Raw genomic sequence first — 25,661 nt, forward strand, 5'->3', positions numbered from 1 at the left:
TAGTGGATTTAATTTGCAATCTGTTCCAGCGTCTTGAGTGAATCCTCAAGCAAGCTTACATCTATACCGCCATCCAAAACTTCAATTATGGAAGCAAAATGATTTTCCGCCTGGACATTAAGGTTGCTGGACATTAACTCAAAAAGCCGTTCAGTATAGGAGCCGCCATATTCCTTAAGCCTGGCAGCCTGCTCTCCCAGATAGCTGTCCGCCTCGGGGCTAAGAACCTCTAGTAACTGTTCCTGCATTCCCTTTTTACCATTATTTTCGAAGAAATCCCTTGGATTTTTAAAGAGCCCTAGCGTCCGGGTAAACTTATTCCTGTCTGTATCGGTTAGAGCGGCAGGAAATTCGATCCCTGCCGGCTTTGGGAAACTGCAATCGGTAAACTCAAGCCCATCGCACATGGCGGCTAGTTCATTAATAAGGCCCTCCCGGAAATCCAAAACCTTAAGGGCAGCAAACTTTTCAATTCGAAGCGCGGTTGCTCTCATTTCCTGTGCAAGGTCATTACCCATGCTGTACAGTAGATCCTCAAGTGCTGAATCAAGAGATTTCCTCATGTTCTTGCTGCCGCTATTCAGGACCGAAGGATTAAAGGATTCACGGAAAAAGTCGCCAAACCTAAGGAAAACTCTTTGTTTACAATAGTGGACCAACTCATCAGCCTCCTGATGAAGCCTTTGCTCCAATGCGGAAGATGATTGCGCCACAATCAGCTCATTTACCTTTGTCTTTTGCTCCTTTAGGACCCGGATTTTATCCTCAGCATTAGTCAGGTCCTCTTTCGCTGACCGAACAAGGACCGAAACTCTTTGCAACGTATAGTCCAATTCTTTTTTCGCAGAAGCAATTGCCATATGGGCAAGTCCCTCGGAAATGAATTTAAAGAAATCCCCTTCAAATTCAGGAAACCCTGAATGTGTTTCGCCCTCACCTGTTACTTTTTCCTCAAGGCCCTTCAATGCCGAAACTGCATGCAATGACGGATTCCGGATTCCGAATTTTCCAAGTTGCTCTTTGACATAGCTAAGGACAACCTCTTTTTCTTCATCGTTCTTTGCCAAATCAATTGCATTGACGATGAAGAACATTTTATCAAGCTCAAAAATTTCCTTAACCCGGCCGAGCTGGATAAGAAACTCCCGGTCGGCTCTTGAAAAGGCATGATTGTAATATGTGACAAACAGAATCGCATCCGCGTTTTTTATATAGTCAAAAGCGACTCCCGTATGGCGGGCATTGATTGAATCCGCCCCAGGGGTATCGACAAGTGTAATTCCCTTTCTGGTAAGCGGGCAATCGTAATGCAAATCGATCCACTCGGCAAAACAGGATTTATCTTCTTTGGCGACGTAATCAGCAAATTCGTCAATTCCCGTGTTTATTTTCAAGCCAAGGCTATCCTTCGCTGCCGAATAGCCTGATCTAAAGGCATGCAAAAATGACAGATTTGCTTTTTCGGCCGTCTCTCCCTGGAATGGCCTTTCTTCAAGCTCCCTTGTCTTTTCCAGTGCTTCATCAAGGCTTTCTGCTCCACTTGAAAAGAATTTCAATGCCTTATTTACATCTGCAAGCAGGCTGTCCGGATCCTTCATCTTGACGACCACGGAACCATGTGGATAGTCCCCTTCCACTGGCTTGATCCTGCATATTGAAGCAGTGGTCGGATTTGGGGAAACCGGCAAAACCCGTTCACCAATAAGCGCATTGGAAAACGATGACTTGCCAGCGCTGAAAGCACCAAAGAGGGCAACTGTATAAGAGCTGTTTTCAAGCTTATCCGCCTTGCCGCGGAGATCTTCCGCCAGATTCGCAAAACCTGGAAGCCTTTCTACAACTCCAGCCGCCTTCTTTAATCTGGCCGCCACTCCTGCCCCGGTTTCAGACTGGATTTCTTGCCTTGGCGGATTTTCCGCCTTAGGAACAGGAACCGCTATTTCAGCCGCAGTTGTACTTGCTATCTGCTCGGACCGAATAACTCTTACCTTTTCATCCTCGCGTGCAAATAACCCATCCGGTACGCTCTCATTTGCCTGGACGTCCCCTTCCAGGAGGCCAATTACTTCCCCTTTCGCATGGGCAAGCTCTGCTTCTAGCGTAGCTAGCTTCTGTTTTGCACTCCATGCCGCTGTCATGATCTCCAACTCATTCTTACGCGAAACAGCCATCTTTTCCGTCAGGTAGGATACTGCCATTACGTATTCCCTTTTGAATTCAGCAATTTTCTCTCTTGCCGCTTTTTTAATTTCCGCCGCAAGCTCATCCGTGTAAGTCAGCAAGTATTCACCCGACAGGAGCGCGCCTTTTTTTAGCGGTTTTTCGATGAGGAGTGGCGTGACCTCGACCTTGAAGTTCCTTGCTTTTGAATCCAGGCCTTCATTTCTTATACCTTTTTCCTTTAATTCGTCCAACAGAAATTGACGGATATGCCAATCCACTTGCTGCTTTGTTTTCTCGCTCATTGCATCAAGGAATGCATCTTTCCTTGCCTTCTTTTCCGCATTCGTTTTCCCCTCTGTAAACAAAAAGCCAACTTTAAATCCGGGTTGTTCCGATTCTAGATAGTTTTTCGCTAGTTCCCTTGTTTCAAAGGGCATCAAATAAGCGCTTGTGAGTATCTGCCCGGCCTTCCTATCAAGCTCTTTCGAAGCTGCATCTGTTTCATTTTGGAATCCAGCAAGCTGATCCTCAATTTCTTTTATTTGATCCGAAAGTGCATCGCTATTCCAATATGGATTTTTTGCAAGGATGCCTAGGAGCTGTTCCCTTTCCTCTTCCTGGTTTACTGCCCGGGTCCTCAAGTATTCATTGGTAACTTTCCGAAGCGAGGCAATCGTTGAGTTTTCCAAAAAACCTCTGCTATCCTCAAGCCGTGAATGAATCAATTTTTCCAGTTCAGCATACTGGTTTTCCGGATGGGCCGATTTTTTCAGAGAAGTGAAAAAAATTCCCTCTGGAATGACCCCCCATGATTGGAAGGAAGATTTGACGCTCTCCTTAAAACTTTCAAAACTAAGTTCTTCTTCTCTATGCTTGTCAATTTGATTGACGATGAGAAAAACTTCCTTGCCTTCGTCCTGGAGTTCTTTTGTAAAAAGAAAATTCACTCCCGATTGGACGTGGTTATAATCCATTACATAAAAGACCAAATCAGCCAGATGGATGGCCGATTCAGTCGCAATCCGGTGCGCGTCATCCGCAGAGTCGATTCCCGGAGTGTCAAGAATAACGATGTTTTCCGGCAAAGACGATCCTTTACGGCTAATTTCGATTTCCTGAATTTCATCGCCGTCGAGGCAATGGCTCTTTACTGCCTGATAATCATACGGCGGCAAATACAGCCATGGAATGTCTTGCTTGAAAAAAACCTTGGCATATTCCTCCCCAGCCTTGACCCTGACTAAATTGGCGCTGGTCGGAATCGGGCTTGAAGGGAGGATGTCTTCACCCACAAGCGTATTTATTAATGAAGATTTACCAGCGGAAAAGTGTCCGCAAAAAGCGATTGTCAGCTCTTTTGCCCCGTATTTCCAGCCTAGCTGTTTCACCTTATGTGCAGCTTCAATATCCCCGTGGCTTTCAAAATGAGTATATAGACTTGAGATTATTCCTTTAATTTTATTCCCCGATTGTCGTTGCATTTCTGCCTGGACCATGAAAAAAAATTCCCCTTCTATTAAAAAATCATATCCCGTTTATTTTATACGAAAATTCGCTCAGTTCCCATAAAGAAGTTTTTTACATTGAAAAAGCAGAAAAAAACCAGGGATGGCCCTGGTTTGGAATGCTATTGGTTTTGATTATCTAGTTGGCCTGGCAACATGGCTTAACACATGCTTCATAACCGCTGTATATACAAGGATAGTTCCACCGACAAATACAAGAGCCATATGTAACACCTTCCCCGAGTGAGAATGATTTTCATTTTCTATAGAAAGTGTAACATGTATGATAATCATTTTCAATAAGCATTGGCTAATTGTCAATTTTTCTTAACATTTTCGGAAAGAATCGGTTTTTTCCTTCGTGGGCTTTTTCATATTCCGTCAGCGTTTTTAGTGCATCCTCTTCGGCGGATATTCTTACAGAGAGCATGATTGCATTTAAAACGGCGAATACGGCGGCAGTGATATACGCATCAAACAGAAGGGGAATCACCAGCAGTTCTAGTGTGACAATTACATAATTAGGATGGCGTATGAATCGGTAAGGCCCTTTTTTTACAACACGAGCTCCCGGGAGGACAATGATTTTAGTGTTCCAATACTTACCAAGTGACGCCAGCGCCCATACCCTTCCCATCTGGGTAAGAATGAAAATAGTTAGCAGGATCGGCCAGTAGGGAGAAGGGGTTTTTTTAAAAATCCAAAATTCGATAATTAAGGACAAAAAGAACGCTGCATGCATTAGAACCATCCACGGATAATGCTCCTGGCCGAATTCAAAGGCGCCTTCCCTTTTCATTCTCTTTTCATTCTTTCGGGCAATGGCTAGTTCAATGACGCGCTGTACAATCACAAAGGCCAAAAATACTAAGAACAGCTTCATTCCTTCCACCTCATCAGCAGCAATTCCGAACTGAAACCTGGTCCAAGCGCACCGGCAAGACCATATGCTCCAACGTCGGGATTCAGTTCCATATGGCGCTTTAATACGTATAAAATTGTTGAGGAAGACATGTTGCCAAATTCACTGAGAACCTGCTTCGAAATATCCATCATCCCGCTATCGATTCCAAGAGAAGTTGAATAGGCATCAAGTACTTTCTTCCCGCCTGGATGGGCAATGAAATAGTCTAGCTGATCGATGCCGATCCCCTCGCCCTCCAGGAAGGAGCTAACGTTTGGCTGGAGCCAATTTTCAATAATGGCTGGAATGTCTCGGGAGAAAATGACGTACAGTCCTTCGTTTTTTATATCCCAGCCCATGACATCCAAAGAATCGGGCATTAAGGTTGACTGGGTTGCGAGCACTTCCGGCACCCTGACCGCATTCAGATTCTTTACCAAATCACCGCAAACAAGCGCGCAGCTGACCCCGTCCGCGAACAAGGAGGTCCCAACCAAATTGCTTTTGGATCGATCATTTTTTTGGAAGGTCAGGCTGCAAAGCTCCACGCTTAGCACCAGCACCTTCGCTTCCGGGAAAGCAAGGCAGTATTCGTATGCCCTTGAAAGGCCAGCCGCACCCCCAGCGCATCCGAGTCCCCAAATCGGAATTCTTTTTGCATGTGGGGAAAAAGGGAGCTTATTCATTATCCGCGCGTCAATGCTTGGCGTTGCAAGACCCGTTGTAGAAATAAAGAACAGCGCATCGATTTCCTGGCTCTCAACCTGCCTTTTCAGAAATGAAGGATTGGCCAGACAGTTTATTATAGCCTCTGTGCCGAGTTCAACTGCCGCTTCTATATAGGCGTCATTGCGCTCCTTGAACGTTCGGTTTTCTCTGAACCAATGTATATCTTTAACAAAACGACGGCTTTCAATTTGGCCGTTCTGAAAAATTTTTAATAACCTTTCAATATCCTGGAAAGACTCCGAAAACAGTTCCCTTGCAAATTCGACTGCCCGTTCCTGTTCAATCTCGTATGGTGGGAGCGCTTCCGCTATCGAAATGACTGCTGGCATGTTCTCATTCTCCTTCAACTCTAATAGGGATATTTTTGCCTGTTTCCGGTAAATTATTCCGGAACGGCTATTAGCCTATTCCCTAAAATTAATGAAAGTATACGGATTGGAAGGAATGCTTTTTTGGAAAGCGGGAAGCCAGGGGAATTGTTGTTCTCTCAGGAATTGTCCATTGCTACTTATGGAATAATTTTTTCGAAGGATGGTGTAGGGTTTCAGTTTCCCATGCTGGGGCAGGTGATAGACGTGTCCTTTTTCGTGCCTGTAAAAAGGAGATTTATAGACGTGAGAAGGTTGTATACTTGGTCGGGTTTTGAAAGCTTAGCGCCTCAAGCATCAAAATGATAAGCGGAACTGCTCTTTCCAATGCAATCAAACTCGTATCCTCCTTTCTCTTTGTTAAAACTCTATTATTATTTGTAAAATCCGTGCCGAATTGGAATGATTTCAGTGAATTTTTTGGGTATTTTTTGGCGGGGGAAAATATATCGAAAATTTCGGGCTACTTATCGAAAGTTTTTTAATTTTATCGCCCACTTTTTTGGATATATCGAAAATTTCAACCAGGATATCGAAAACTGTCACATTTCCGACACAATAAGGCTGCCCATCCCCACGTAAACCACAACACCAACATAACAATAGGTGAACGAACCCCTGCTTTTTAAAACCATAGTCCAAATCGTATCACCAGCTACTTGACCCGCAATTCGTCTTTGCCCCCAAAAAAAAGCTCCCTCCGTAAAAGGAGGAAGCAATCAGTTTTGAAGGGTTGTTGTGCACTTTCATTATATCCAAAATCCTTGGCCAATTCACTTAGAAATGTTTTCCAAGCAGTGCCCTAGAATCCTTGAATGGTCATTCCTCCATCGACAAAAAGTGTTTGCCCGTGTACATAGCTCCCTGCGTCGGACGCGAGAAAGACCGCAGGCCCAGTCAGTTCCGGAAGCTCGCCAATCCGTTTTAAAGGCGTTACATCCAAAATATCCTTTACATAGCCAGGATCGGCGAGAAGCTTTTCGGTAAGCGGGGTTTTAAAATACCAAGGACCAATTGCATTCACATTGATATTGTATTGGCCCCACTCTAAGGCAAGAACCTTTGTCATTTGGATCAGCGCAGCTTTGCTCGCCGCATACACAACTCCCGTCCTAAGCGCTACATGCCCGGCCACGGATGCGACAGAAATTATTCTGCCCCCCGTATCCTGTTCCTTCATCACCTTTCCTGTTTCCTGAGCCATCATAAAAGCGGATTTCAGGTTAGTGTCCATAATCCTTTCCCACTCTTCGTCCGTTACATCAAGCGCCTTCGAACGGATGTTCATCCCGGCATTGTTTATGAGAATATCAATTTTACCCCACTCTTCTTTAACATGGCCAACCGCGCGGAGAGCATCCTCCCGCTTTGTAACATCCGTTGGAATGATTAGGCTTTGCCTTCCATGACTATGTATGAGTGCCGCGGTCTCCTCCAAGTCGGTAACTGTCCTTGATAAAACTGCGACATCCGCGCCAGCTTCCGCAAGGGCAGATGCCAGCGCCCTGCCGATTCCCCTCCCTGCCCCAGTTACAATTGCCTTTTTCCCATCCAGCCGAAATGAAGGTAAATACATCCCCAAATCCTCCCTTTCCAAATCTCGTGCTTTCTATTAAATACAAGCCTTAACCCCCTCATTATAATGAATGGAAATTGAAAAAGCACCGTTTTTGCGGTGCCGTCACTTATTGCTTATTCTGTTTTTGGACTTCGATCCAAATTTTATTGGAGGCGAGCGTACCGCAAACCTTGCAGGCTGTTTTTTCATTATAAAGAAGGCGGCATTTTTCACAGTAGTATTTTTCCATAAACCTCCTCTTTCCTTTCCTTTTTACTTCAGTTTATTTTCAGTTCCAATTTTTGTTCCCGGATTCATTAGTAAGCTCGGTGGTATCTTTTCATTTGCCTTATTTACTCGGAGAATAATACGTTCATATTTTTGTCACATTTAACCGATGCACCAAGTGATTTAAATCACTGTTATGGTAGGATTCTCCTATTATCATAGTGATAAAGCAGGTATGAACACTTTGTGAACATTAAAAAACCATATTTTACTTTCATTATAGTTTTGTATTATGAAATAGTACTTATTCAATTTTTTCAATATTTAGAAGGGAGTGCTGGGGGATGGCAAAAACAGAATTAGCGAAAACAGGTAAGAAAGTAAAGAGCAAAGTCCATGATTCAGAACCTGTTCTTAAAGGAACTCTCGTATCGGTTTTCCTGCTTGGGGCATTTATAATTCTTACTTGGGCGGGAGTCTATTTCCTATTCGTCGACCGTTTTTAAATAGAGAAAGGGGGAGCATCACATGCATATCCATAAGTTCGAAAAAATTTGGCTTACTTTTGGGATAGCCACATTGGTCATGTTTTTATCAGTAGTCGGGGTCAGCGCTTTCTATATGGGCAACCAGCCGCCTAGCTGCAACCTCACCATTGACCCGGAAAAAGTGGACACCCAGGAACCATTCGACAAACCCGGCCTGACGAAGGTGGAGGGAAAGGAATGGGATTACCAGCTTGTTTACGTGGCATCTGCGTTTTCCTATAATCCAATGAAAGTGGAAGTGCCTTTAGGCGCAAAAGTTAAAGTGATCGCAACCACCAAGGACGTCATCCATGGCTTTGAGGTTGCGGGTACGAATATAAATATGATGCTTGAACCCGGTTATGTTAGTGAATTCACAACGACTTTCGACAAACCTGGCGAATACCTTGTCGTCTGTAATGAATACTGCGGTACAGGGCATCATTTAATGCATTCAACAATCGAGGTGACTGAATAATGTTGGCATCCACCACTCAAACGAAAGTCGATCCGCGTGATGCCAAGCTTTCCATGGCGCACCTTTATGTTGCATTCACCGCATTGGCATTAGGCGGGCTGATGGGCCTGTTGCAGGTTATGGTACGTTCCGGAAAGTTTGAGCTCCCATTCGGTATCGATTATTATCAAGTACTTACGGTCCATGGGGTTTTGCTCGGCCTCGTCCTTACGACATTTTTCATTATGGGCTTCCAGACAGCAGCTGTCAGCCGGACCGCCGGCACAATGTCCTCCGGCGCGCGAACAGCGGGCTGGATTGGCTTCTGGCTGATGACTGTCGGAACCGCGATGGCAGCTGTTATGATCCTGTTAAAAGAGGCAACGGTCCTGTTTACATTTTATGCACCTTTAATGGCACACCCGATTTTCTACATCGGCCTTACGCTTGTCATTGTCGGCAGCTGGGTTTCCGGAGGCGCTCTTCTTGGGACATATGGGAAGTGGCGGAGGCAAAATCCGGGCCAAAACAGCCCGCTGCTTACTTTCATGGTCGTCGTTAACACAGTTATGTGGATAGTCGCAACAATAGGCGTTGCAGCAACCGTTCTGCTCCAGCTTCTCCCATGGTCGCTTGGAATTGTTGATCGTGTCGACGTACTCGTAAGCCGTACTTTATTCTGGTATTTCGGCCACCCGCTTGTGTATTTCTGGCTATTGCCTGCCTATATGTGCTGGTATGCCATCATTCCAAAAATCATTGGCGGAAAAATCTTTTCCGACTCATTGGCAAGGCTTTCGTTTATTTTGTTCCTGTTATTCTCCATCCCTGTCGGCTTTCACCATCAGCTAACAGAACCGGGAATCGATCCAGCATGGAAGTTCCTTCAGGTTATCCTGACTTTCGTGGTTATCATCCCATCCTTGATGACTGCCTTCTCGATGTTCGCGACATTTGAAAAAACCGGCCGCTCAAAAGGTGCAACGGGAATGTTTGGCTGGGTGAAAAAGCTTCCATGGGGAGATGCGCGATTCACTGTCCCATTTATCGGGATGGCCGCTTTTATTCCTGCGGGCGCGGGCGGTATCATCAATGCATCGCACCAATTGAATCAGGTTGTCCATAATACAATTTGGGTAACCGGGCACTTCCATCTCACCCTTGCAACAACTGTTGTTTTGACGTTTTTCGGCATCTCTTATTGGCTTGTTCCGCACTTGACCGGCAGGACGCTGACGAAGGCAATGAACAAATTGGCTATTATCCAGGCTTGGGTGTGGACGATTGGCATGACCTTCATGTCCGGAGCGATGCACGCGGCAGGCTTATTGGGAGCGCCACGCCGTTCCGCATTTTCCGAGTATGGCGGTTCCGCGCAGGCTGCGGAATGGATTCCATATCAGGTTGCACAGGCAATCGGCGGCTCCATCCTGTTTATCGGGATCATCCTCGTTTTGGTGATCTTCATTAACCTAGCATTCTTTGCCCCTAAAGGCGAAGAAGAATTCCCGGTCGGAGAATCGGAAGAAGGTGCGGAAAAAGCACCTGCAGTATTCGAGAATTGGAAATTATGGCTGGGCATCACAGCCGCCCTAATCCTATTCGCTTATACCATTCCTTTAATTGATATCATCCAGAATGCGCCTATTGGCTCAAAAGGCTGGCAAACATGGAGTAAATGGTAATTTAGGTTAATAAACTAGAACAAAAAAAGCTCCAGTCACATTACATTGACTGGAGCTTTTTTTTATTGGTTATAAGCTGATTTATATCGATATTTGAAACAGATACTGAAATTAGGATTAGGGCCGATCCGATTAGCTGCAGGATGCCGATTCCTTCCCCATAAAGGAAAACTCCCACCATGGTAGCCACAATCGGCTCCACAGTCGCAATGATCGCAGCCGTACTGCTGTCCGTTTTCTCAAGCCCTTTTGTGTATAAAAAGTATGCCACAACTGTCGGAATAATTCCTAGGCCCACGCCGTATAGAAGCGTTTCCCCCCGAAGAAGGACCTCTCCTTTTTCCCAAAGCCTTGTCAACGGGACGAGGAATAAAGCTGCTACAAAGAAAGTATAGAATGTGATTGTGAATGGTTTATATTTTCTAAGTGCCGCCTTTCCAAAAATACTGTATAACGCATATCCGAAGCCCGCTCCAAGCCCAATCAACAAGCCAATAGGAGCAACCGCCCCGGCACCGCCCCGGAATCCTGCCACAAGCACACAGCCTAAAAATGTTCCTCCGACAGCTACTAATTTTGTTATCGTAAATTTCTCCTTGAATATAAAAAAGGATAAAACCGAAACAAAAATCGGTGCAGTGTACAAAAGAATGACCGCTAGAGAAACATCCATCATGTTCAAGGCGGTAAAGTAGCTCCAATTAAAGAACACAATACTAAAAATGCCTGTTCCGATAAAAAGCCAGCTATCCCTAAGCTGGATGGCCATTTCATTTCTATACCTCAAACCACCAATTGCAGCGAGCAGGATTGCCGCAATGGCAACCCTGATTCCGACTATCTCCATCGCGCTAAAGCCGATCTCCGATAACCCCCTAACAAAAATCGCAATGCATCCCCAAAGGGAAGCACTAAAAGCGATCATCATTAGAGGAAAGTATTTCTTCATCTAAGGCACCACCAATCAAGCACTCCATATTTGGTTTATTCAGCGCTAAGCCCGTATACCCGGCAATATTTTTCATACAAGTAATTAATCAAGTAATCAGGATTCAACCCTTCCCCCGTTGCGTCTTGAAGAATTTCAAGCGGTTTTTTCATTTTTCCAAATGTATGGACATGCTCTGTAAACCATTCCTTAATCGGAAGAAACTCCCCGTTTTCAAGCATGCTTTGGAAATGAGGCATTTCCTTTTTGAGCGTATCCATAAACTGCGCTGCATACATATAACCTAGTGCATAGGAAGGGAAATAGCCAAAAGAGCCTCCAGCCCAATGGACATCCTGCAGGACTCCCTCCGCATCGTTGCCAGGACGTATGCCAAGGTATTCCTCGTATTTACGGTTCCAAACCTCCGGCAGGTCCTTAACCTCTATTTCATTATTAAATATCCCCTTTTCAATCTCATAACGGATGATGATATGAAGAGGATACGTCAATTCGTCCGCTTCAATTCTGATAAAGGAAGGTTTCGATTCATTGATTGCTCTGTAAAAATCTTCAATTTCAACTCCATCAAATTGCCCGCTGGCGTATTTTTTTATAGACTCAAAATTTTTCTTCCAAAACCCAAGGCTGCGGCCAATAAAGTTTTCGTAGAAAAGGGATTGAGATTCATGGATGCCCATGGAAGTGCCAGAGCTTAGCGGCGTTCCAATCAACTCTTTGGAAATATTTTGTTCATAAAGCGCATGGCCACCCTCATGTATGGTGCCAAAGACAGCCGTGCGGAAGTCGTGTTCATCGTAATTCGTGGTAACCCTTACGTCCCCCGGATTCAGGCCGGTCGCGAATGGATGAACGGTTTCGTCGAGCCTTCCCGCATTGAAATTATAGCCAATCTGGCTAAGGACCTCCAGGCTGAAATCCTTTTGTGCCTCCTTCGGAAAGTAATGGGACAGAAAACTTGTTTCCGGCTTATCACCTGATTTGGAAATCCTGCTGACCAATGGGATAATCTTATCGCGCAGCTTCCCAAATACTTCGTCGAGGGTTTCAACCGTTACCCCCGGTTCATACATATCGAGGAGGGCATTATATGGATTGCCGCTATATCCCCAATATTCAATAAACTGCTTTGTAATAGCAACTAATTTTTCAAGATATGGCCTAAACAGTTCAAAATCAGAAGTGGCTTTCGCATCCTCCCAAACCGATTCCGCCCGGGCCTGGAGGATGACATATTCCTTGAATAAATCCTCCGGTATTTTTCGGTTCCGATTGAAATTCTTTTTACATTCTTCAAGAACCCTTGCCGTGACTGCTCCCAAATCCGTTCCGGAAAGCTTTTCTATGTATGCTGCCATTTCATCGGAAACTGACATTTTAAAAACTTCACCTGATAAAACGCCGATAACTTCCGAGCGCTGGCCATGCCCTTCCTTTGGAGCGCCAGTCCTCAGGTCCCAATAAATCAAGCCGAGTGCTTCGTTATAGGCTTCCATTTTCTTCACATAGTCCAAAAATTCTTTTTCAAGCTCAAGTATTTCTATGTCCATGCCTTTTCCCCCTTTAATTAATTAATCAATTTTATCATACTTTTGAAAAAATTAGATTTCTGGAAAAATAAAAAATCGCAACAGGAACTTCCTGTCGCGATGGTCTTTGGTCTCGCTTATTTTTTTTGGATTGCCACTTTCCACGTTTCCGGACCCTCTTCAAGGTACTCCCATTCGAATGCCTCTGGTCGCTCCATCATGAACTGGTACAGAAGCGGCCGAGGGTCATGGTCATTAATAATTTGCATTGTTTCACCATTTTCAAGACTATCGAACGCATTAAAGATAGTAGGGTGTTTTTCACGTGGAGGATAATCGGGTACATTTACAATCGTTGCATAGCTTTTCATTATTTTCACTCCTCAAATGTTTTTTAATTCCCCTTGATTATACTTTCTCCCATTTTCTAAAAGAGTGCTGCGAATCACACCTAGTGCGTGATACGCTTCAGAATTTTAAATTTTACTCCAAGGTATGATTGGCATCACTTATTAGTGGCTTCATTGCTGATAAACTGAAGTTAACAATTATGGTATAGGGTAAAAGGTGATGCCCATGAAGCGAACTGACATTATTAAACGGCTTTCCGCAGTGCCAATTTTTAAAGAATTGAACTTCTGTGAACTGGAAGAGGTAGTGAAAATCGCCCAGGCCCGGTTCTACAAAAGCAAAACGTATGTATTTATGCAGGATGATCCGCTAGACCGCGTTTTTTTCATCCATACCGGAAAGGTCAAGATATACAAAACAGATTCGTCTGGAAAAGAACAAATTATTTCGGTGCTCGAACCCGGTGAAATGTTCCCACATGCTGGTTTTTTCAGACAAGGAAATTTCCCGGCACATGCCGAAATTTTGGAGAATGCCGAACTGATTGTTGTTCCAATCAAAGAATTTGAAAAACTGCTCATCTCTTATCCTGAGCTCAGCATTAAGCTATTCAAGGTGCTTGGCGAGAAAATCGTTGACCTCCAGGCGCGGCTTGAGGCACAAATTCTCCACAATACGTATGGACAGATTGTCCTTCTCTTATTGAGGCTGACCAAGTCAAATGGAATTGGCAGGGATGGCGTCTACCAGCTTACGACCCATTTTACAAATAGGGAATTGGCCAACATGATTGGTACGACAAGGGAAACTGTTTCACGGACAGTGAATCATTTAAGAAAAAAGCAGCTAATACGGCATGATGAAGAAGGATTTTATTTAATTGACAGGGAAGCGCTGCAACAGGAACTTTTTTAAAAGGGAGAGGAAAAATATGGAACAGAAAATTGTAGAGCTAGATGTGCGTGATGACTTAAAAAACAAGCTTGAGCCGTTTCAAAGAATAATGGATGCGGTACTTGGATTGAAGGAGAACGATGTTTTCATTCTCCATGCGCCTTTCAAACCCGTTCCCCTATTTGCTGTTATGAAGGCGAAGGGGTTTTCACATGTGGAAGAAGAAATTGAGAAAAAGCACTGGAAAGTCATTTTTACAAAAGAGGGTGGAAAACGATGATTCTGGATAACCGCGGCCTTGAACCCCCGCAGCCGATGATGCGAACATTGGCGGCTTTGGAAGGGATCGGGGAAGATGAAGTGTTAACGATTATCAATGACCGCCGGCCGATGTTCCTGTACGAACAGCTTGAGGAACTAGGCTTTAAGCAACGGACAGAGGAACAAAATGACGGAAGCTTTAAGATAGAAATTTTCCGGTAGAGGATGAGTGGCATGCTTCAACAGCATTCAGGAAATGAAACTACGATTAAGCTGCCGTTTGCTTTTATTTTGGCTGGCTTGGCTGCACTGATTCTTTCACAAGTGCTATTGCTGATGCATGGGGATTTGGTCTCCGAAGGGGTGTTCCGAATTCCCCCTATTTGGTCCTCAGCCCATCTGCTTCTTTTAGGCTGGGCGCTCATGACTGCCATGGGGGCAATGTATCAGCTAGTGCCAGTTGCATTCCTGACGCCGATATGGAGCGAAAAATTCGGTTATGTGCAATTTGCGGCAACTTTCTTAGGAATCGGGATTTTTTCTGTGATGCTTTATTTAAATCCCCCAAAAGCCTTCCTCCCAGGAGTGCTGGCGTTAGCGGGAATCCTGATGTTCCTATTTCAAATGTTTATGACATTAAAAAAACAAGCGAAACCCAATATTCTTACATTGTTCGTCGGCACCGCTTTAATTTGCCTGCTGGCAACGATTGTCTTGGGGATAATGATGGCATGGTTTATTAAAACGGGGGACGGAGCCAATTTTTACAAGCCGGTATTTAATAGCCATCTCCTTCTCGGAACGGCCGGCTGGTTCACTTTATTGATATTCGGATTTTCCTATAAAATGGTTCCGATGTTTTCTCTTTCGCATGGCTACGAGATGAAAACGGCAAAAATAGTTTATGCAATATATTCCCTTGGGTTAGCCGTCCTGCTGGTTTCATTTTGGCTAGGGAATGGCTTAGCAACAAGTGTAGGTCTTGTGATGCTCGCTTTAGGCTTTACGCTCTTTGGTTGGCATATAAAGCATATTATCAGCAAAAGAATTAAGAAAAAGCTTGATAAGCCTTTTGTATTTGCTTTATGTGGGATTGCATTTGGTGCAGCCATCCATCTGGCCGTACTTGCAGCCTGGATATCTGGCGATTTTTCCAGCTGGATTGGCCCCCTGCTTTATCTATATATTTTTCTGTGGATTGCCTTAAGCATCCTCGGCTATCTGTATAAAATCGTCCCGTTTTTGTGGTGGACCCATAAATACAGCGGTGAAATCGGCAAAAAAGCCGTCCCTTCCCTGAAGGATATGGTAAGCGACAAATCGGCCGTTCCTTTTTTCCTTATGCTGGCCGCCGGCTCGTTAATCGTTTTTTGTTCTATGCTAACAAAAACAGCAAGCCTCTTTTACATTGGCCAGGCGGCGGTTTCGGTCTCACTATTGGCAATGAGTGCGACAATCATTCTTGTATTAAAAAAATGAGGAGTGTTTATTGATGTCAATTGTAGATAAAATCCGTGAGGAACTTAAACAGGTACTTGACCCTGAGCTGAACATTAATGTTGTGGATTTGGGACTGATTTACGGTATTGATCTGGCAAATGAAAGAGATGCTGTTATTACCATGACGCTTACTACCCCAGGCTGCCCGCTCCACGACAGTATTACAGCAGGCGTAAAACATAGGATAGAAGCGATGGAGGAAATCGGCACTGCCACCGTTAACTTGATTTGGGAGCCGGCCTGGACTCCTGAAAACATGTCAGCCGAAGCATTAAAACAGCTGGGAAGATAAGTTTTCAAAAGGATAAAAGAACAAAAGCCGGGAAATCCCGGCTTTTTGCTTATTTTACTGCCATTTTCGCTGATAATGCCTGCTTCCAATTCCTGTCCGCTTCTTTCAGTAATAGGATCGTTTTGGGTCTTGGACTGGAATCCTGATTCAGCATTTGCTGCGTTGCTTCAATTGCCTTGGCAATTTTAGCAAAATTAAGCGGTTGGTACATTTGTCTCTTCCCCCCGAATGTATAGTAGGATGTCTGTATTCTATTCGGGGAGAAGAAGGATTATTCATGGCCTAACATTTATTTCTTTCAAAGGTCCCGAGGCGGTCTCGGGCCCCAATACTGGTAGTAATCGGTTCTGATAAAACCATTAAATAGCTTCCGCTTCTTTGTAGCCGGCTTGCCGTAAAATTTTTCAAAGTCCTCATGTGATGTAAGGATGTATTTGCTCCAGGTATCAAGCTTGCTAAATGCCTCTCCCATTTCGCGGTACATTCTTTCTACCGCTGGCCGATCGCCAAGCCGCTCCCCATAAGGAGGATTGGCAACAATAACCCCGAATTCCTTGTCGGCTGTGAGGTCACGAACCTGCATTTGCTTAAAGGAAATCAATTCGCCAAGGCCTGCTTCAAACGCATTCCCCTGTGCAATTTTAATCATACGATGATCAATGTCCGAACCTGATATGTCAATTGGCATATCATACTTCGCCAGATCCTCCGCTTCTGTCCTCGCTTCATCCCAAACGCTTTCCGGTATCCAGCCCCATTGTTCTGAAACAAACTCCCGATTGAAACCAGGAGCGATATTTTGCCCAATCAAGGCTGCCTCGATTGGAATCGTTCCCGATCCGCAAAACGGGTCAACGAATGGTTTATCAGCTGTCCAGTTCGTCAATAAGACCAATGATGCCGCGAGGGTTTCCTTTAACGGAGCCTCCCCTTGCCCGGCGCGATAGCCCCTCTTATGAAGGCCCGCCCCACTTGCATCAATGGTAAGCGTGGCAACATCTTTCAATAAGGATACCTCTAACTTGAATAGTGGTCCTGTTTCTTCAAAACGCGAAGTTCTCCTGTATGCTTTTTTCAACCTTTCAACAATCGCCTTTTTTACAATCGCTTGGCAATCGGAAACACTGAACAGCTTTGATTTAACCGATTTTCCGCTTACAGGGAATTCCGCATCCTCCGGCAGGAATTGCTCCCATGGCAAAGCTTTCGTTTTTTCAAACAACTCATCGAACGTAAACGCCTTAAATTCTCCAACCTTTATTTTGATTCTGTCAGCCGTCCTTAGCCACAGGTTTGCCCTTGCAATCGCAGCCTCATCGCCAGTGAAGGTAACACGGCTATTTTCGGTGCTGCCTTCATATCCCAGATCCTTTACTTCTTTCGCGACGAGGGCTTCAAGACCCATCGCCGCAGTCGCGATAATTTGATACTTGCCCATTTTCTCACCTAACCTTGGTATGTATGCTTAGTATGTTAACAGGATTGCATAATTAGACGCAAAAGTCCACTTCCACTAAAAAAGGACTCAGGAAACGCCCCTTAAAATAATAAGGCAACTTCGGACTCCGATGCCATGATTTTTCCGTTCCGTGTCCGAACATGGAGCTACTTAAGACTCTGTAGCCGTGAAATACCTTTACTGTGTCCGAACACCAAGTCCGTGACCTAAAGGGCTTCCGGAATTTTTTAATAGGTTAACAATCAATTTAATTCCATGAAAAAAGCTCCCCATCCGGAGAGCTTGAATCTCTAATGCAATTTCCACTAACGCGTTCTGTAAGCCATGTTCTGTACCATTGTACTGCAAGCGACGCGAGTCTCGTACTCCGGCGGTAATCATCTATCTACAGGCAAACGCCTGTCCTTCTCCCTCGTTGAATTCCTTGGAGAAAGCGCCCCTACCAAAATTTGGGTTTCTCGCTCGTGGGGTTTACCTCGTTCCACCCTTCGCATTTCTTTGAAGGCTACGTCACTGTGGCACTTTTATAGGTATTCATGCCATATCCAAAAGACTTAGGCATTTTCCCGGCCGTCAGCCAAAACTGGCTGCCCTGGCTTATTTTTTCGCCAGGCACGAACACTACAGGCATCTCAGCCTGTGCGAGCATGGACTTTCCTCTACAGCCGAAACTGCAGCGATTACCCGAACGCGATTAATGGACAATGTCTATTATATGTATTCCCATGGTGAAAAGCAATGGTTTTAAGAGGAAGCGCTGGCAGCTTTACTCAATCATACAGCTTATTGCCAAAAACATGCTTTTCCAGGTTGGAAAGCCGTTTCAAAATGTCGAAGTTGGTTGTTCCCGCAGGTTGGGCAGGCTGCTGTGAAGCTCTTCTGGACGTTTCATCCAGCTGCTTTTTAAGCCGCAGGTTCTCCTGCTGAAGCTCTTCGATTTCCTGATGAAAGGTTTCATAATCTTTAATAATCAAATCAAGGAATTTATCGACATCCTCCTGCTTATATCCGCGCATGGCTGATTTAAATTCCTGTTCCAAAATATCTTTTGCCGTAAGTTTAATTTTATCCGATAACATTTCATTCACCTCAGGCTTCGCCAATCATTACATATTATTTTTTCAAAAATATGTCCTTTTGTCAATTCTTCTCGCCATTTCCCTAAAACCGCCATTCATCAGGGTCACGTCTTGGGCACCTTATGAGCTGCCGGGTACTAATCGTAACGGGCCATCTGTTCCTCTTCTACAATCTGCTGGAGGTCATAAAAGGTAATTAGCCTTACCCTGTACTGATCCTTTTTTTGTGCCAGTTCGTAGATGAACTTCGGGCTTCCTTCCTTTTCCGGATCATACAAAAGAAGCAAGGAATCACTTTTTTGGATAAAAAATTGGTTTTTCAGCCTAAACTGCATGGGACTTTCATACTTCTTCTTTGTAACCGAATCTACATAATCCGCTCCGGCAAGTATAGTCTCATACCACTCCTTGTTGGCATCTTTCCACTTTTCCTCCTGTTCAAGGAAAGGTGTTATAACAGCAAGCTTAAGTTCGGGAAAATCGGGCTGAAGTTCAAAGACCGCTTCGGCTGCCCAAAGCTCGGCGCCAAGCTGTCCGCTGATTAGAACCCATTCCAGGCCTCCTTCAGCCAGCGATTGGAATTCCTTCCTGAATGCCGTCTTGATATAGGCGGTGGATGGGTGATCCTTCTGGAAAATACCAAGCTCGAACGGTTTATAGCCGGATACCGCAACTATTTTTTGCGAGGCAATCCCCTCCTTTAACCCATTCTTTTAAGATATCTTACCATTAAATTGAACGATAAAAAGGGCGAATGCCGCCCTTTTTGAAAATTCTATTGCCCTGAGTAGCCATCCCAAATCCTTAATCCGTTACCGTTCCGGCCTGAAAACATGTGTTGGAGGCAACTGTACAGAACTGTGATGGAGAGGGAAATAGTGTTCATGGATGATCCGCTGATGATTCAAGGTTATCCCATGGACTGGATGTATATGGGGAATGACAATAGTCGAATATTCATGGTTTACACGCAATGGAGGTAGCGGCATAAACCCATAAATGCCCCTTGGTCTGCCATACATGGCAATCACTCCTTTTTCAAGGTGTTAATAGCCTATGGCAACGTGAGTCAAAAGGCACTAAGGAAAAGACCCAAATTACATTAAAAATGCCACAAAACTTTCCTTCATGTTTGTAAAAATGAATGCTGTCAGGCAGACAACAATAAAAAATAGACATAAAATTGCTTTATACATCAAACCAGCCCCGTTATATGTTGATAATTGTTGAAAAATATCCTCAGCTTTTAATTTTACATCCACCCGGTAGCTTAAACAACTAGAAAACCAACATATTGAAAGATAAATAATGAAAAATTTGTGACCATGTTTATTCCCTATTTACCGAATTGAAAAAGAGGCCAAAACATCAGCCTCCTTCAGGACATTATTAACCCTTTTTCTTTCCATTTACTTTTCGCTTAAGCCTTTCTTCCCTATGTAGAATATCCTCAAACCGAATCATACCAGACGACAGTTTAATTTCATCAATATCCGCCAGTCCAAGCGCTTTTTGACAGTAGAAAAGAGCTCTATCATAGACCTTCTCCCGGTGTTCCAAAATTTTTGCCGCTTCAATGCAGCCTTCTGCCACCAGGGTTTCCCTTTGGTTGTCCGATTCTGCAACCGAACAAAAAAGTTCCAGCGCCTTTTCCCAATTTTGTTGCTTTTTAAGGGAATAAGCCAGGGCAAGCTTTGAGCGGGCCGCTTCCTCGCCATCACTTTCGATCAAACCTTTAAAAGCATGTTCAGCTTCCGTGTGGTTTCCGACCGAAGAAAACCATTTGCCAACTTCAAAAGCCTCCCGTTCAGTCCGTTCTTTATCCGTCCCGCAAATCTGGAAGGTCAAATGCGAATAGAGAGTCACAAGCGAGAGGATGTCAAGTTCATTATGTTTCATGATGCCGAGCATGCCCTCGGGCCTGCCGCTCTCAACAAAATCAAAATAAATCATCGGCGCAAGAAACCCAGGTATATCATCTACCCTTTCCACCCCAAGGACTTCCTTTTCAACCACAGATAGCTTCAGCCTTTCGAGTTTGTGCTTCCAAAGCCTTCTGGCGGCATGATACAAATCGAAGTGTCCAAATTCCGGCAGCTTAGGAACGTTCTCCCTGACAAGGGTATGCCTTGTTTTCACCTGTGGCCAATCGAAGGATTTCCCATTGTAAGTGACGAGCGTCTGGTAATCAATGTTTTCTAGGAAGCTATGGTACAAAGGGACCTCTGCTCCTGGATGCGGAAGGATATGCTGTCTTAAAAGAAGGGAATCATCTTTTATGCTCGCATAGCCAAGCAAAAAGATGGTATTTCCTGTTCCTCCTCCAAGTCCTGTCGTTTCCGTATCGAAAAAGAACAAATCATCCGGCTTGTTGCCAGCAGATGATAGCGGATGATCGATTCCACTCTTTTCCCAAAGAGCTGCCGCCTCGATAAAATCCGAAAAACAGTATTTTCCATGTCTGTGGGAAAGGGGGTATCGGACTTCCCGAATAAGGCAAAACTGGCCATCAAAATGATAGGCTTTTACTCCAGCATCCTCCCATTCCTCCATGAAAGGTAACTTCGGATCAACAGGCAACGGGGCTGTAACTTGTTCAGCAGGCGGACGCCCAGCCGATAAATGCGGTTTCAGGCGGTTTAATTTATTTTTTAGTGACATCGCCCTAACTCAATCCCTCCCTGGCCGATTCAAGATAAAGGCTGACAATTTTCAATGCATCCTTTTTTGTCGTATCCGTGGAAGTATCCATACCGATACAGGATGGGCAGCCGCTTTCACATCGGCAATTTGTTATCATCGTACGCGCTTCTTCCAGGACGGTCTCCATCCCCGCATATAGTTTGTCGCTTAGGCCGATTCCTCCCGGGTAGCTATCATAAAAGAAAATCGTCGGCTTTTCGTTATGATCGGCCTTCACTTGCGGGACGACATGGATATCCTGGGGATCTGCCATGACAAATAACGGAGCGATATTGGAAAGCGCATGTGCCGCGCCAATCAGGCCCTGTTCAACACGGTCATTCCCCATCCCGTCAAGCGGATCATCAAGTGAAATCCAGGCGGAGCTTGTGTGCAATTCCGCTTCCGGCAGAAAAATCGGTCCGGAACCTATATTGTCATGTGTTTCAAATTTAATTTTTTTAAAAATAGTGGCCATTGCGCGAACGCTGACATCGCCGTAGCCTATTTCGGCACTCGTCCGTTCAGACAGCCTGTCCACCTCCAAAACTTTGAGCTGGACAGCTAGGTTCGTATCTGTAAAATAATCAACGTCCACTTCCCTGACAAAAGCCTTTTTCTCGTCCCAGTCCAGCTTTTCAACCTGGTATTGGATTCCTTGGTGAAGATAAATCGCCTCATCATGCAGAAGCGTCATCGCCGAAAAGGTATCCATCTCCCCAATTACCTTAACATTGGCCACATCGGACTGATCAATGATGATTACATTTTCCTGCGACGCGGACCGAAGGCTGATATTATGGGCCGGGAATGAATCATTCATCCAATACCATTTATCACCGTTCCTATAAAGGACGCGCTCTTCTGTTAAATATTCAAGCAGTTCCTCCGTATCAAGGCTGCCAAAGGCCTCTCCTTTTTTAAAAGGAAGCTCGTAAGCCGCACACTTCATATGGTCAATCAGGATAATCAAATTATCGGGATTGATCCTGGCCGTTTCAGGGCTTTTGTTGAAAAAATAATCAGGGTGCTGGATGACGTACTGGTCAAGTGGGCTTGAGCTGGCAACCATGATGACAAGTGACTCGCCATGACGCCTCCCCGCCCTGCCAGCCTGCTGCCAAGCGCTTGATATAGTTCCAGGGTATCCTGTCATGATGCATACTTGGAGCTGGCCGATATCAACCCCGAGTTCAAGGGCGTTCGTGCTCACGACTCCATATATTTCTCCTGAACGCAGCCCTTTTTCGATGCGACGCCTCTCGGTCGGCAGGTAGCCGCCCCTGTAGCCCATGATCGATTTTGGGCCAAGCTGGTTTTTTACGAGTTCCTGCAGATAAGTCAGGATAATTTCAACCCTCACCCTGCTCCTTGCGAATATAATTGTCTGGATTTTATTTTTCAAAAGCTCGCCGGCGATCCTTCTAACCTCAAGAGTAGCGCTTCTCCTCACGTTTAACGGTTTATTGACAACAGGTGGATTATAAAACACAAAATGCTTCCTCCCTGTTGGCGCGCCATTGTTATCGATGAGTTCCATTTTTGTTTCTGTAAGGTTTTCTGCCAGTTCGACCGGATTGGCAATCGTGGCGGACGTACAAATAAAAACAGGGTCGCTGCCATAATAATGGCAAATTCTTCTGAGCCTGCGAACAACGTTGGCAACATGGCTTCCGAATACCCCCCTGTATGTATGCAGCTCATCAATTACAACAAACTTTAAGTTTTCAAACAAGGATACCCATTTTGTATGATGGGGAAGAATGGCACTGTGGAGCATGTCTGGGTTTGTGATGACAACATGTCCAGCCTTTCTGACCCTCTTCCTTATATTAGCAGGGGTATCGCCGTCGTACGTATAGCTATTTATATCAAGCCCGGCCTCCTGGATGAGCTCGTTTATTTCGCTTTTTTGGTCCTGCGCCAGCGCTTTTGTCGGGAACATGTATAACGCCCTGGCATTGCTGTCATTAATGATTGTCTGAAGGACCGGCAAATTATAGCAGAGCGTTTTGCCTGATGCGGTAGGAGTGACAGCTACAATACTCTTTCCTGACATTGCCTTTTCAAACGCAGACCGTTGATGAGTATAAAGCTCGCCTATGCCCCTGTTCATTAATGCACTTTTTAAAAGAGGGTTGAGGCCTTCCGGTAGTGGTTCCGTCTTGGCCGGTTTCTCCTCGATCGTGTGCCAATGGACGATGTTTTCCTTATAGCGGCCGTCCAATTTCAGTTTTTCAAGCATTTCCTGAAGGTTCTTCCTAAGTTTCAAATTGATCACCCCATATCCCTATTCTAGCGAATGGACGTTCGTTTAAAAAGGAAAATCTTTTCCTTCCAGCAAAAGCCTTTAAAAATATTCAACGCACCACTCGAGATGTTCATTTCCTTTCAATCTGGTAAACTAATAGTAAATGCATTTCTGTTTTGGAGTGAGGACGTTGAAGGCTGAAGAGATAAAAAACGTTTTATCATGGTTTACGATTTTCAAGGAACTGGATGGATATGAACTGGATAAGATTGCCGAAATTTCCCTTGCGCGCGAGTATAAAAAGGGTACCCATGTATTCATGCAGGGCGACCCATTGAAAAATGTTTATTTCGTTTCCAATGGAAAGATCAAGATTTATAAAAGTGATGCGAATGGCAAAGAGCAAATCGTCTCGATTCAGAAAAAAGGGGATATGTTTCCACACATCGGCTTTTTTCGTAAAGGCGACTATCCTGCTTATTCAGAAGTGCTCCAGCCTTCTACCCTTGTCATTGTTCCAATTGCAAAATTTGAAAGGGTATTGATTGATAATCCAGAGCTTTGTATAAAGCTTTTCCGTGTCCTGGGGGAGCGGATTGTTGACCTGCAAAACAGGCTTGAGGAACAAATCCTGAATAACACGAACGAGCAAATTATTAAATTGCTGGTGCGGCTTGGCAAAGCGCACGGAACAGAGCAGCCGGATGGCCTTATCCTCCTAAAAGCTGAATTTACCAACAGGGACCTTGCGAATATGATCGGCACCACAAGGGAAACTGTCAGCCGTACGCTGACAAAAATGAAGAAGGATCAGTTGATAAAGGTGGACAGCCAAGGACATATGTTGTTCAGTCCAGCCCGTCTGCTGGAGGAAATTTTTTAACTGAAGTCGTTTCAATAAACATACAAACAAAACCGCAGGCCAGAAATTTCTGGCTTGCGGTTTTGTTTGATTTAATTATTTGTTTACTGTTAGCTGAAGCATTTCATTCATATCTTCTTGTGCAGTTCCAATCAGCTTAAGGTTAAAGGCATTCTGCAGGACTTCAAGGACGCCTGCTGAAATGAATTCCGGAGGTTTTGGGCCAATTCGGATATCCTTGATTCCAAGGCTGAACAGTCCAAGCAAAATTGCGACTGCCTTTTGTTCGAACCATGACAGTACTATGCTCACTGGCAATTCATTTACTTCACAACCGAACGCTTCCGCAAGTGCGAGGGCTATTTTAACGGTAGATCCGGAGTTGTTGCATTGCCCCAAGTCGATGTACCTCGGGATTTCAGTTCCTGGCACCACTCCATAGTCCACATCGTTGAAACGAAACTTACCGCATGATGTTGTCAAGATGACCGTTTCAGGAGGCAAGGAAGTCGCAAGCTCGCGGTAGTACTCCCCGCCTTTGCCAGGGGCATCACAGCCGGCAATGACAAAGAACCGTTTAATCTTTCCGGTTTTTACCGCTGCAATGACTTCAGGTGCAAGGCCGAGAACTGTTTCATGGTGAAAACCTGTTAAAAGTGTTTCATCCGATTCAATAGTGGCTTCAGGAAGCTCGAGTGCCCGTTCAATTAACGGAGAGAAATCATCGTTTTCAATTTTCCGGACGTTTTCAAGGCCGGTTACCTCATAAGTGAACATCCTGTCGGCGTAGCTGCCTTTAATCGGCATAACGCAGTTAGTAGTAGCAAGGATGGCCCCAGGAAATTTTTCGAACAGCCGGCGCTGGTCGTACCAGGCTTTGCCGATATTCCCTTTTAAATGGCTGTACTTTTTCAAGGCTGGATAGCCATGGGCCGGAAGCATTTCAGAATGAGTATAAATATTAATCCCTTTACCCTCCGTCTGCCTTAACAATTCTTCAAGGGCGAACAAATTGTGCCCTGTAATGACAATTGCTTTTCCTTCAACCCTATTCTGGCTGACACGGATAGGCTCCGGCACTCCAAGCCGTTTTGTATGGGCTTCATCGAGCATTTCCATAACTCTGACAGCTGATTGTCCAACTTTCATTGCCATATCAATATGTTCCTGAACATTGAAATTTGAATTTGTCAACGTCATATACAGCGCTTCATGGGTTACTGAATCTACAAACGAATCGTTATAGCCAAGCTGGTTCGCATGGGTCCGATAGGCCGCTATACCCTTCAAAGCAAAAATAATGGTGTCCTGAAGGCTTGCAATTGTTTCATCTTTCCCGCACACACCGACAACTTTGCAGCCCCCGCTCGGTGTTTGTTCACATTGGTAACAGAACATCTTTATTCCCCACTTTCTTTTTAAAACTAC

24 protein-coding genes and 1 other RNA gene are annotated in these 25,661 nt (G+C 44.7%); 9 read left to right on the top strand and 16 right to left on the bottom strand.

Translation table 11 applies throughout. The features are described from left to right. Positions 1 to 8: 8 nt before the first annotated feature. The 4 genes from AR337_RS04780 to AR337_RS04800 form a co-directional block, all read right to left on the bottom strand. Positions 9 to 3,659 (bottom strand): dynamin family protein, encoded by a 3,651-nt coding sequence (locus tag AR337_RS04780; protein WP_059170896.1) that lies wholly within the window; start codon positions 3,657 to 3,659, stop codon positions 9 to 11. 319 nt (positions 3,660 to 3,978) lie between these two features. Further along, entirely contained in the window at positions 3,979 to 4,551 is a 573-nt protein-coding gene (locus AR337_RS04785) for an isoprenylcysteine carboxyl methyltransferase family protein (protein ID WP_059170897.1), read from the bottom strand. Beyond that, positions 4,548 to 5,630 (bottom strand): type III polyketide synthase, encoded by a 1,083-nt coding sequence (locus AR337_RS04790; protein WP_059170898.1) that lies wholly within the window; start codon positions 5,628 to 5,630, stop codon positions 4,548 to 4,550. Before AR337_RS04790 ends, AR337_RS04785 begins: the two co-directional genes overlap by 4 nt. Positions 5,631 to 6,471: 841 nt before the next feature. Next, positions 6,472 to 7,245 carry an SDR family NAD(P)-dependent oxidoreductase gene (locus AR337_RS04800; protein WP_059170900.1) on the bottom strand — a complete coding sequence of 258 codons (774 nt, stop codon included), beginning with the start codon at positions 7,243 to 7,245 and terminating at the stop codon, positions 6,472 to 6,474. 554 nt (positions 7,246 to 7,799) lie between these two features. Here AR337_RS04800 and AR337_RS04805 point away from each other — a divergent pair. The 3 genes from AR337_RS04805 to AR337_RS04815 are packed head-to-tail and all read left to right on the top strand — an operon-like array spanning position 7,800 to position 10,124. After that, the gene (locus AR337_RS04805; protein ID WP_059170901.1) at positions 7,800 to 7,961 is read left to right on the top strand and encodes a cytochrome c oxidase subunit 2A; all 162 of its coding nucleotides are present in this window, start codon (positions 7,800 to 7,802) and stop codon (positions 7,959 to 7,961) included. Between the two features lie 22 nt (positions 7,962 to 7,983). Next, positions 7,984 to 8,460 carry a cytochrome c oxidase subunit II gene (locus tag AR337_RS04810; protein WP_059170902.1) on the top strand — a complete coding sequence of 159 codons (477 nt, stop codon included), beginning with the start codon at positions 7,984 to 7,986 and terminating at the stop codon, positions 8,458 to 8,460. Further along, complete coding sequence (locus AR337_RS04815; protein WP_059170903.1) at positions 8,460 to 10,124, top strand: b(o/a)3-type cytochrome-c oxidase subunit 1; 1,665 nt, start codon at positions 8,460 to 8,462, stop codon at positions 10,122 to 10,124. Before AR337_RS04810 ends, AR337_RS04815 begins: the two co-directional genes overlap by 1 nt. Before the next feature lie 40 nt (positions 10,125 to 10,164). Here AR337_RS04815 and AR337_RS04820 read toward each other — a convergent pair whose 3' ends face one another. From AR337_RS04820 to AR337_RS04830, 3 genes are all read right to left on the bottom strand, one after another. Beyond that, positions 10,165 to 11,073: a DMT family transporter gene (locus AR337_RS04820; RefSeq protein WP_059170904.1), complete on the bottom strand. Its 909-nt coding sequence runs from the start codon at positions 11,071 to 11,073 to the stop codon at positions 10,165 to 10,167. Positions 11,074 to 11,108: 35 nt separating this feature from the next. Further along, on the bottom strand, positions 11,109 to 12,623 hold the full coding sequence (locus AR337_RS04825) for a carboxypeptidase M32 (RefSeq protein ID WP_059170905.1): 1,515 nt from the start codon (positions 12,621 to 12,623) through the stop codon (positions 11,109 to 11,111). A gap of 116 nt (positions 12,624 to 12,739) precedes the next feature. After that, a complete protein-coding gene (locus tag AR337_RS04830) occupies positions 12,740 to 12,973 on the bottom strand; it encodes a DUF2249 domain-containing protein (RefSeq protein WP_059170906.1) in 234 nt (77 codons plus the stop codon). A gap of 205 nt (positions 12,974 to 13,178) precedes the next feature. On the opposite strand from AR337_RS04830, the gene AR337_RS04835 reads away from it, so the two are divergent. From AR337_RS04835 to AR337_RS04855, 5 genes are read left to right on the top strand one after another with little or no spacing between them, the layout of a single operon-like run. Then, positions 13,179 to 13,868 (top strand): Crp/Fnr family transcriptional regulator, encoded by a 690-nt coding sequence (locus AR337_RS04835; protein WP_059170907.1) that lies wholly within the window; start codon positions 13,179 to 13,181, stop codon positions 13,866 to 13,868. A gap of 16 nt (positions 13,869 to 13,884) precedes the next feature. After that, the gene (locus AR337_RS04840) at positions 13,885 to 14,127 is read left to right on the top strand and encodes a DUF2249 domain-containing protein (protein WP_059170908.1); all 243 of its coding nucleotides are present in this window, start codon (positions 13,885 to 13,887) and stop codon (positions 14,125 to 14,127) included. Then, the gene (locus AR337_RS04845) at positions 14,124 to 14,330 is read left to right on the top strand and encodes a DUF2249 domain-containing protein (protein WP_059170909.1); all 207 of its coding nucleotides are present in this window, start codon (positions 14,124 to 14,126) and stop codon (positions 14,328 to 14,330) included. Before AR337_RS04840 ends, AR337_RS04845 begins: the two co-directional genes overlap by 4 nt. Positions 14,331 to 14,342: 12 nt before the next feature. Continuing rightward, positions 14,343 to 15,587, top strand: a complete 1,245-nt coding sequence (locus AR337_RS04850; protein WP_059170910.1) for a hypothetical protein — start codon at positions 14,343 to 14,345, stop codon at positions 15,585 to 15,587. A gap of 13 nt (positions 15,588 to 15,600) precedes the next feature. Beyond that, positions 15,601 to 15,900: a metal-sulfur cluster assembly factor gene (locus AR337_RS04855; protein ID WP_059170911.1), complete on the top strand. Its 300-nt coding sequence runs from the start codon at positions 15,601 to 15,603 to the stop codon at positions 15,898 to 15,900. A 49-nt stretch (positions 15,901 to 15,949) separates the two neighbouring features. On the opposite strand, the gene AR337_RS23055 is transcribed toward AR337_RS04855, so the two are convergent. The 8 genes from AR337_RS23055 to AR337_RS04885 form a co-directional block, all read right to left on the bottom strand. Continuing rightward, positions 15,950 to 16,111, bottom strand: coding sequence for a hypothetical protein (locus AR337_RS23055; RefSeq protein WP_156424317.1), 162 nt, complete (start codon positions 16,109 to 16,111; stop codon positions 15,950 to 15,952). A gap of 87 nt (positions 16,112 to 16,198) precedes the next feature. After that, entirely contained in the window at positions 16,199 to 17,338 is a 1,140-nt protein-coding gene (locus AR337_RS04860) for a class I SAM-dependent RNA methyltransferase (RefSeq protein WP_059170912.1), read from the bottom strand. Between the two features lie 334 nt (positions 17,339 to 17,672). After that, positions 17,673 to 18,051: RNase P RNA component class B (gene rnpB / locus AR337_RS04865), an RNA gene on the bottom strand. A 78-nt stretch (positions 18,052 to 18,129) separates the two neighbouring features. Beyond that, on the bottom strand, positions 18,130 to 18,438 hold the full coding sequence (gene gpsB, locus AR337_RS04870; RefSeq protein ID WP_059170913.1) for a cell division regulator GpsB: 309 nt from the start codon (positions 18,436 to 18,438) through the stop codon (positions 18,130 to 18,132). Between the two features lie 137 nt (positions 18,439 to 18,575). After that, positions 18,576 to 19,130 (bottom strand): DUF1273 domain-containing protein, encoded by a 555-nt coding sequence (locus AR337_RS04875; RefSeq protein WP_059170914.1) that lies wholly within the window; start codon positions 19,128 to 19,130, stop codon positions 18,576 to 18,578. Positions 19,131 to 19,250: 120 nt separating this feature from the next. Next, positions 19,251 to 19,460 (bottom strand): CotD family spore coat protein, encoded by a 210-nt coding sequence (locus AR337_RS22600; protein ID WP_082686851.1) that lies wholly within the window; start codon positions 19,458 to 19,460, stop codon positions 19,251 to 19,253. A gap of 367 nt (positions 19,461 to 19,827) precedes the next feature. Beyond that, complete coding sequence (locus AR337_RS04880; protein WP_059170915.1) at positions 19,828 to 21,099, bottom strand: ribonuclease H-like domain-containing protein; 1,272 nt, start codon at positions 21,097 to 21,099, stop codon at positions 19,828 to 19,830. Between the two features lie 4 nt (positions 21,100 to 21,103). Continuing rightward, positions 21,104 to 23,392: a DEAD/DEAH box helicase gene (locus tag AR337_RS04885; protein ID WP_059170916.1), complete on the bottom strand. Its 2,289-nt coding sequence runs from the start codon at positions 23,390 to 23,392 to the stop codon at positions 21,104 to 21,106. Between the two features lie 169 nt (positions 23,393 to 23,561). Between AR337_RS04885 and AR337_RS04890 the strand changes: the two genes are divergently transcribed. After that, the gene (locus tag AR337_RS04890; protein WP_059170917.1) at positions 23,562 to 24,254 is read left to right on the top strand and encodes a Crp/Fnr family transcriptional regulator; all 693 of its coding nucleotides are present in this window, start codon (positions 23,562 to 23,564) and stop codon (positions 24,252 to 24,254) included. 75 nt (positions 24,255 to 24,329) lie between these two features. On the opposite strand, the gene hcp is transcribed toward AR337_RS04890, so the two are convergent. Further along, complete coding sequence (gene hcp, locus AR337_RS04895) at positions 24,330 to 25,631, bottom strand: hydroxylamine reductase (protein ID WP_059170918.1); 1,302 nt, start codon at positions 25,629 to 25,631, stop codon at positions 24,330 to 24,332. Positions 25,632 to 25,661: the final 30 nt, after the last annotated feature.

It is taken from the genome of Bacillus sp. FJAT-27445, from assembly GCF_001510665.1.
Classification (GTDB): domain Bacteria; phylum Bacillota; class Bacilli; order Bacillales; family Cytobacillaceae; genus Bacillus_D.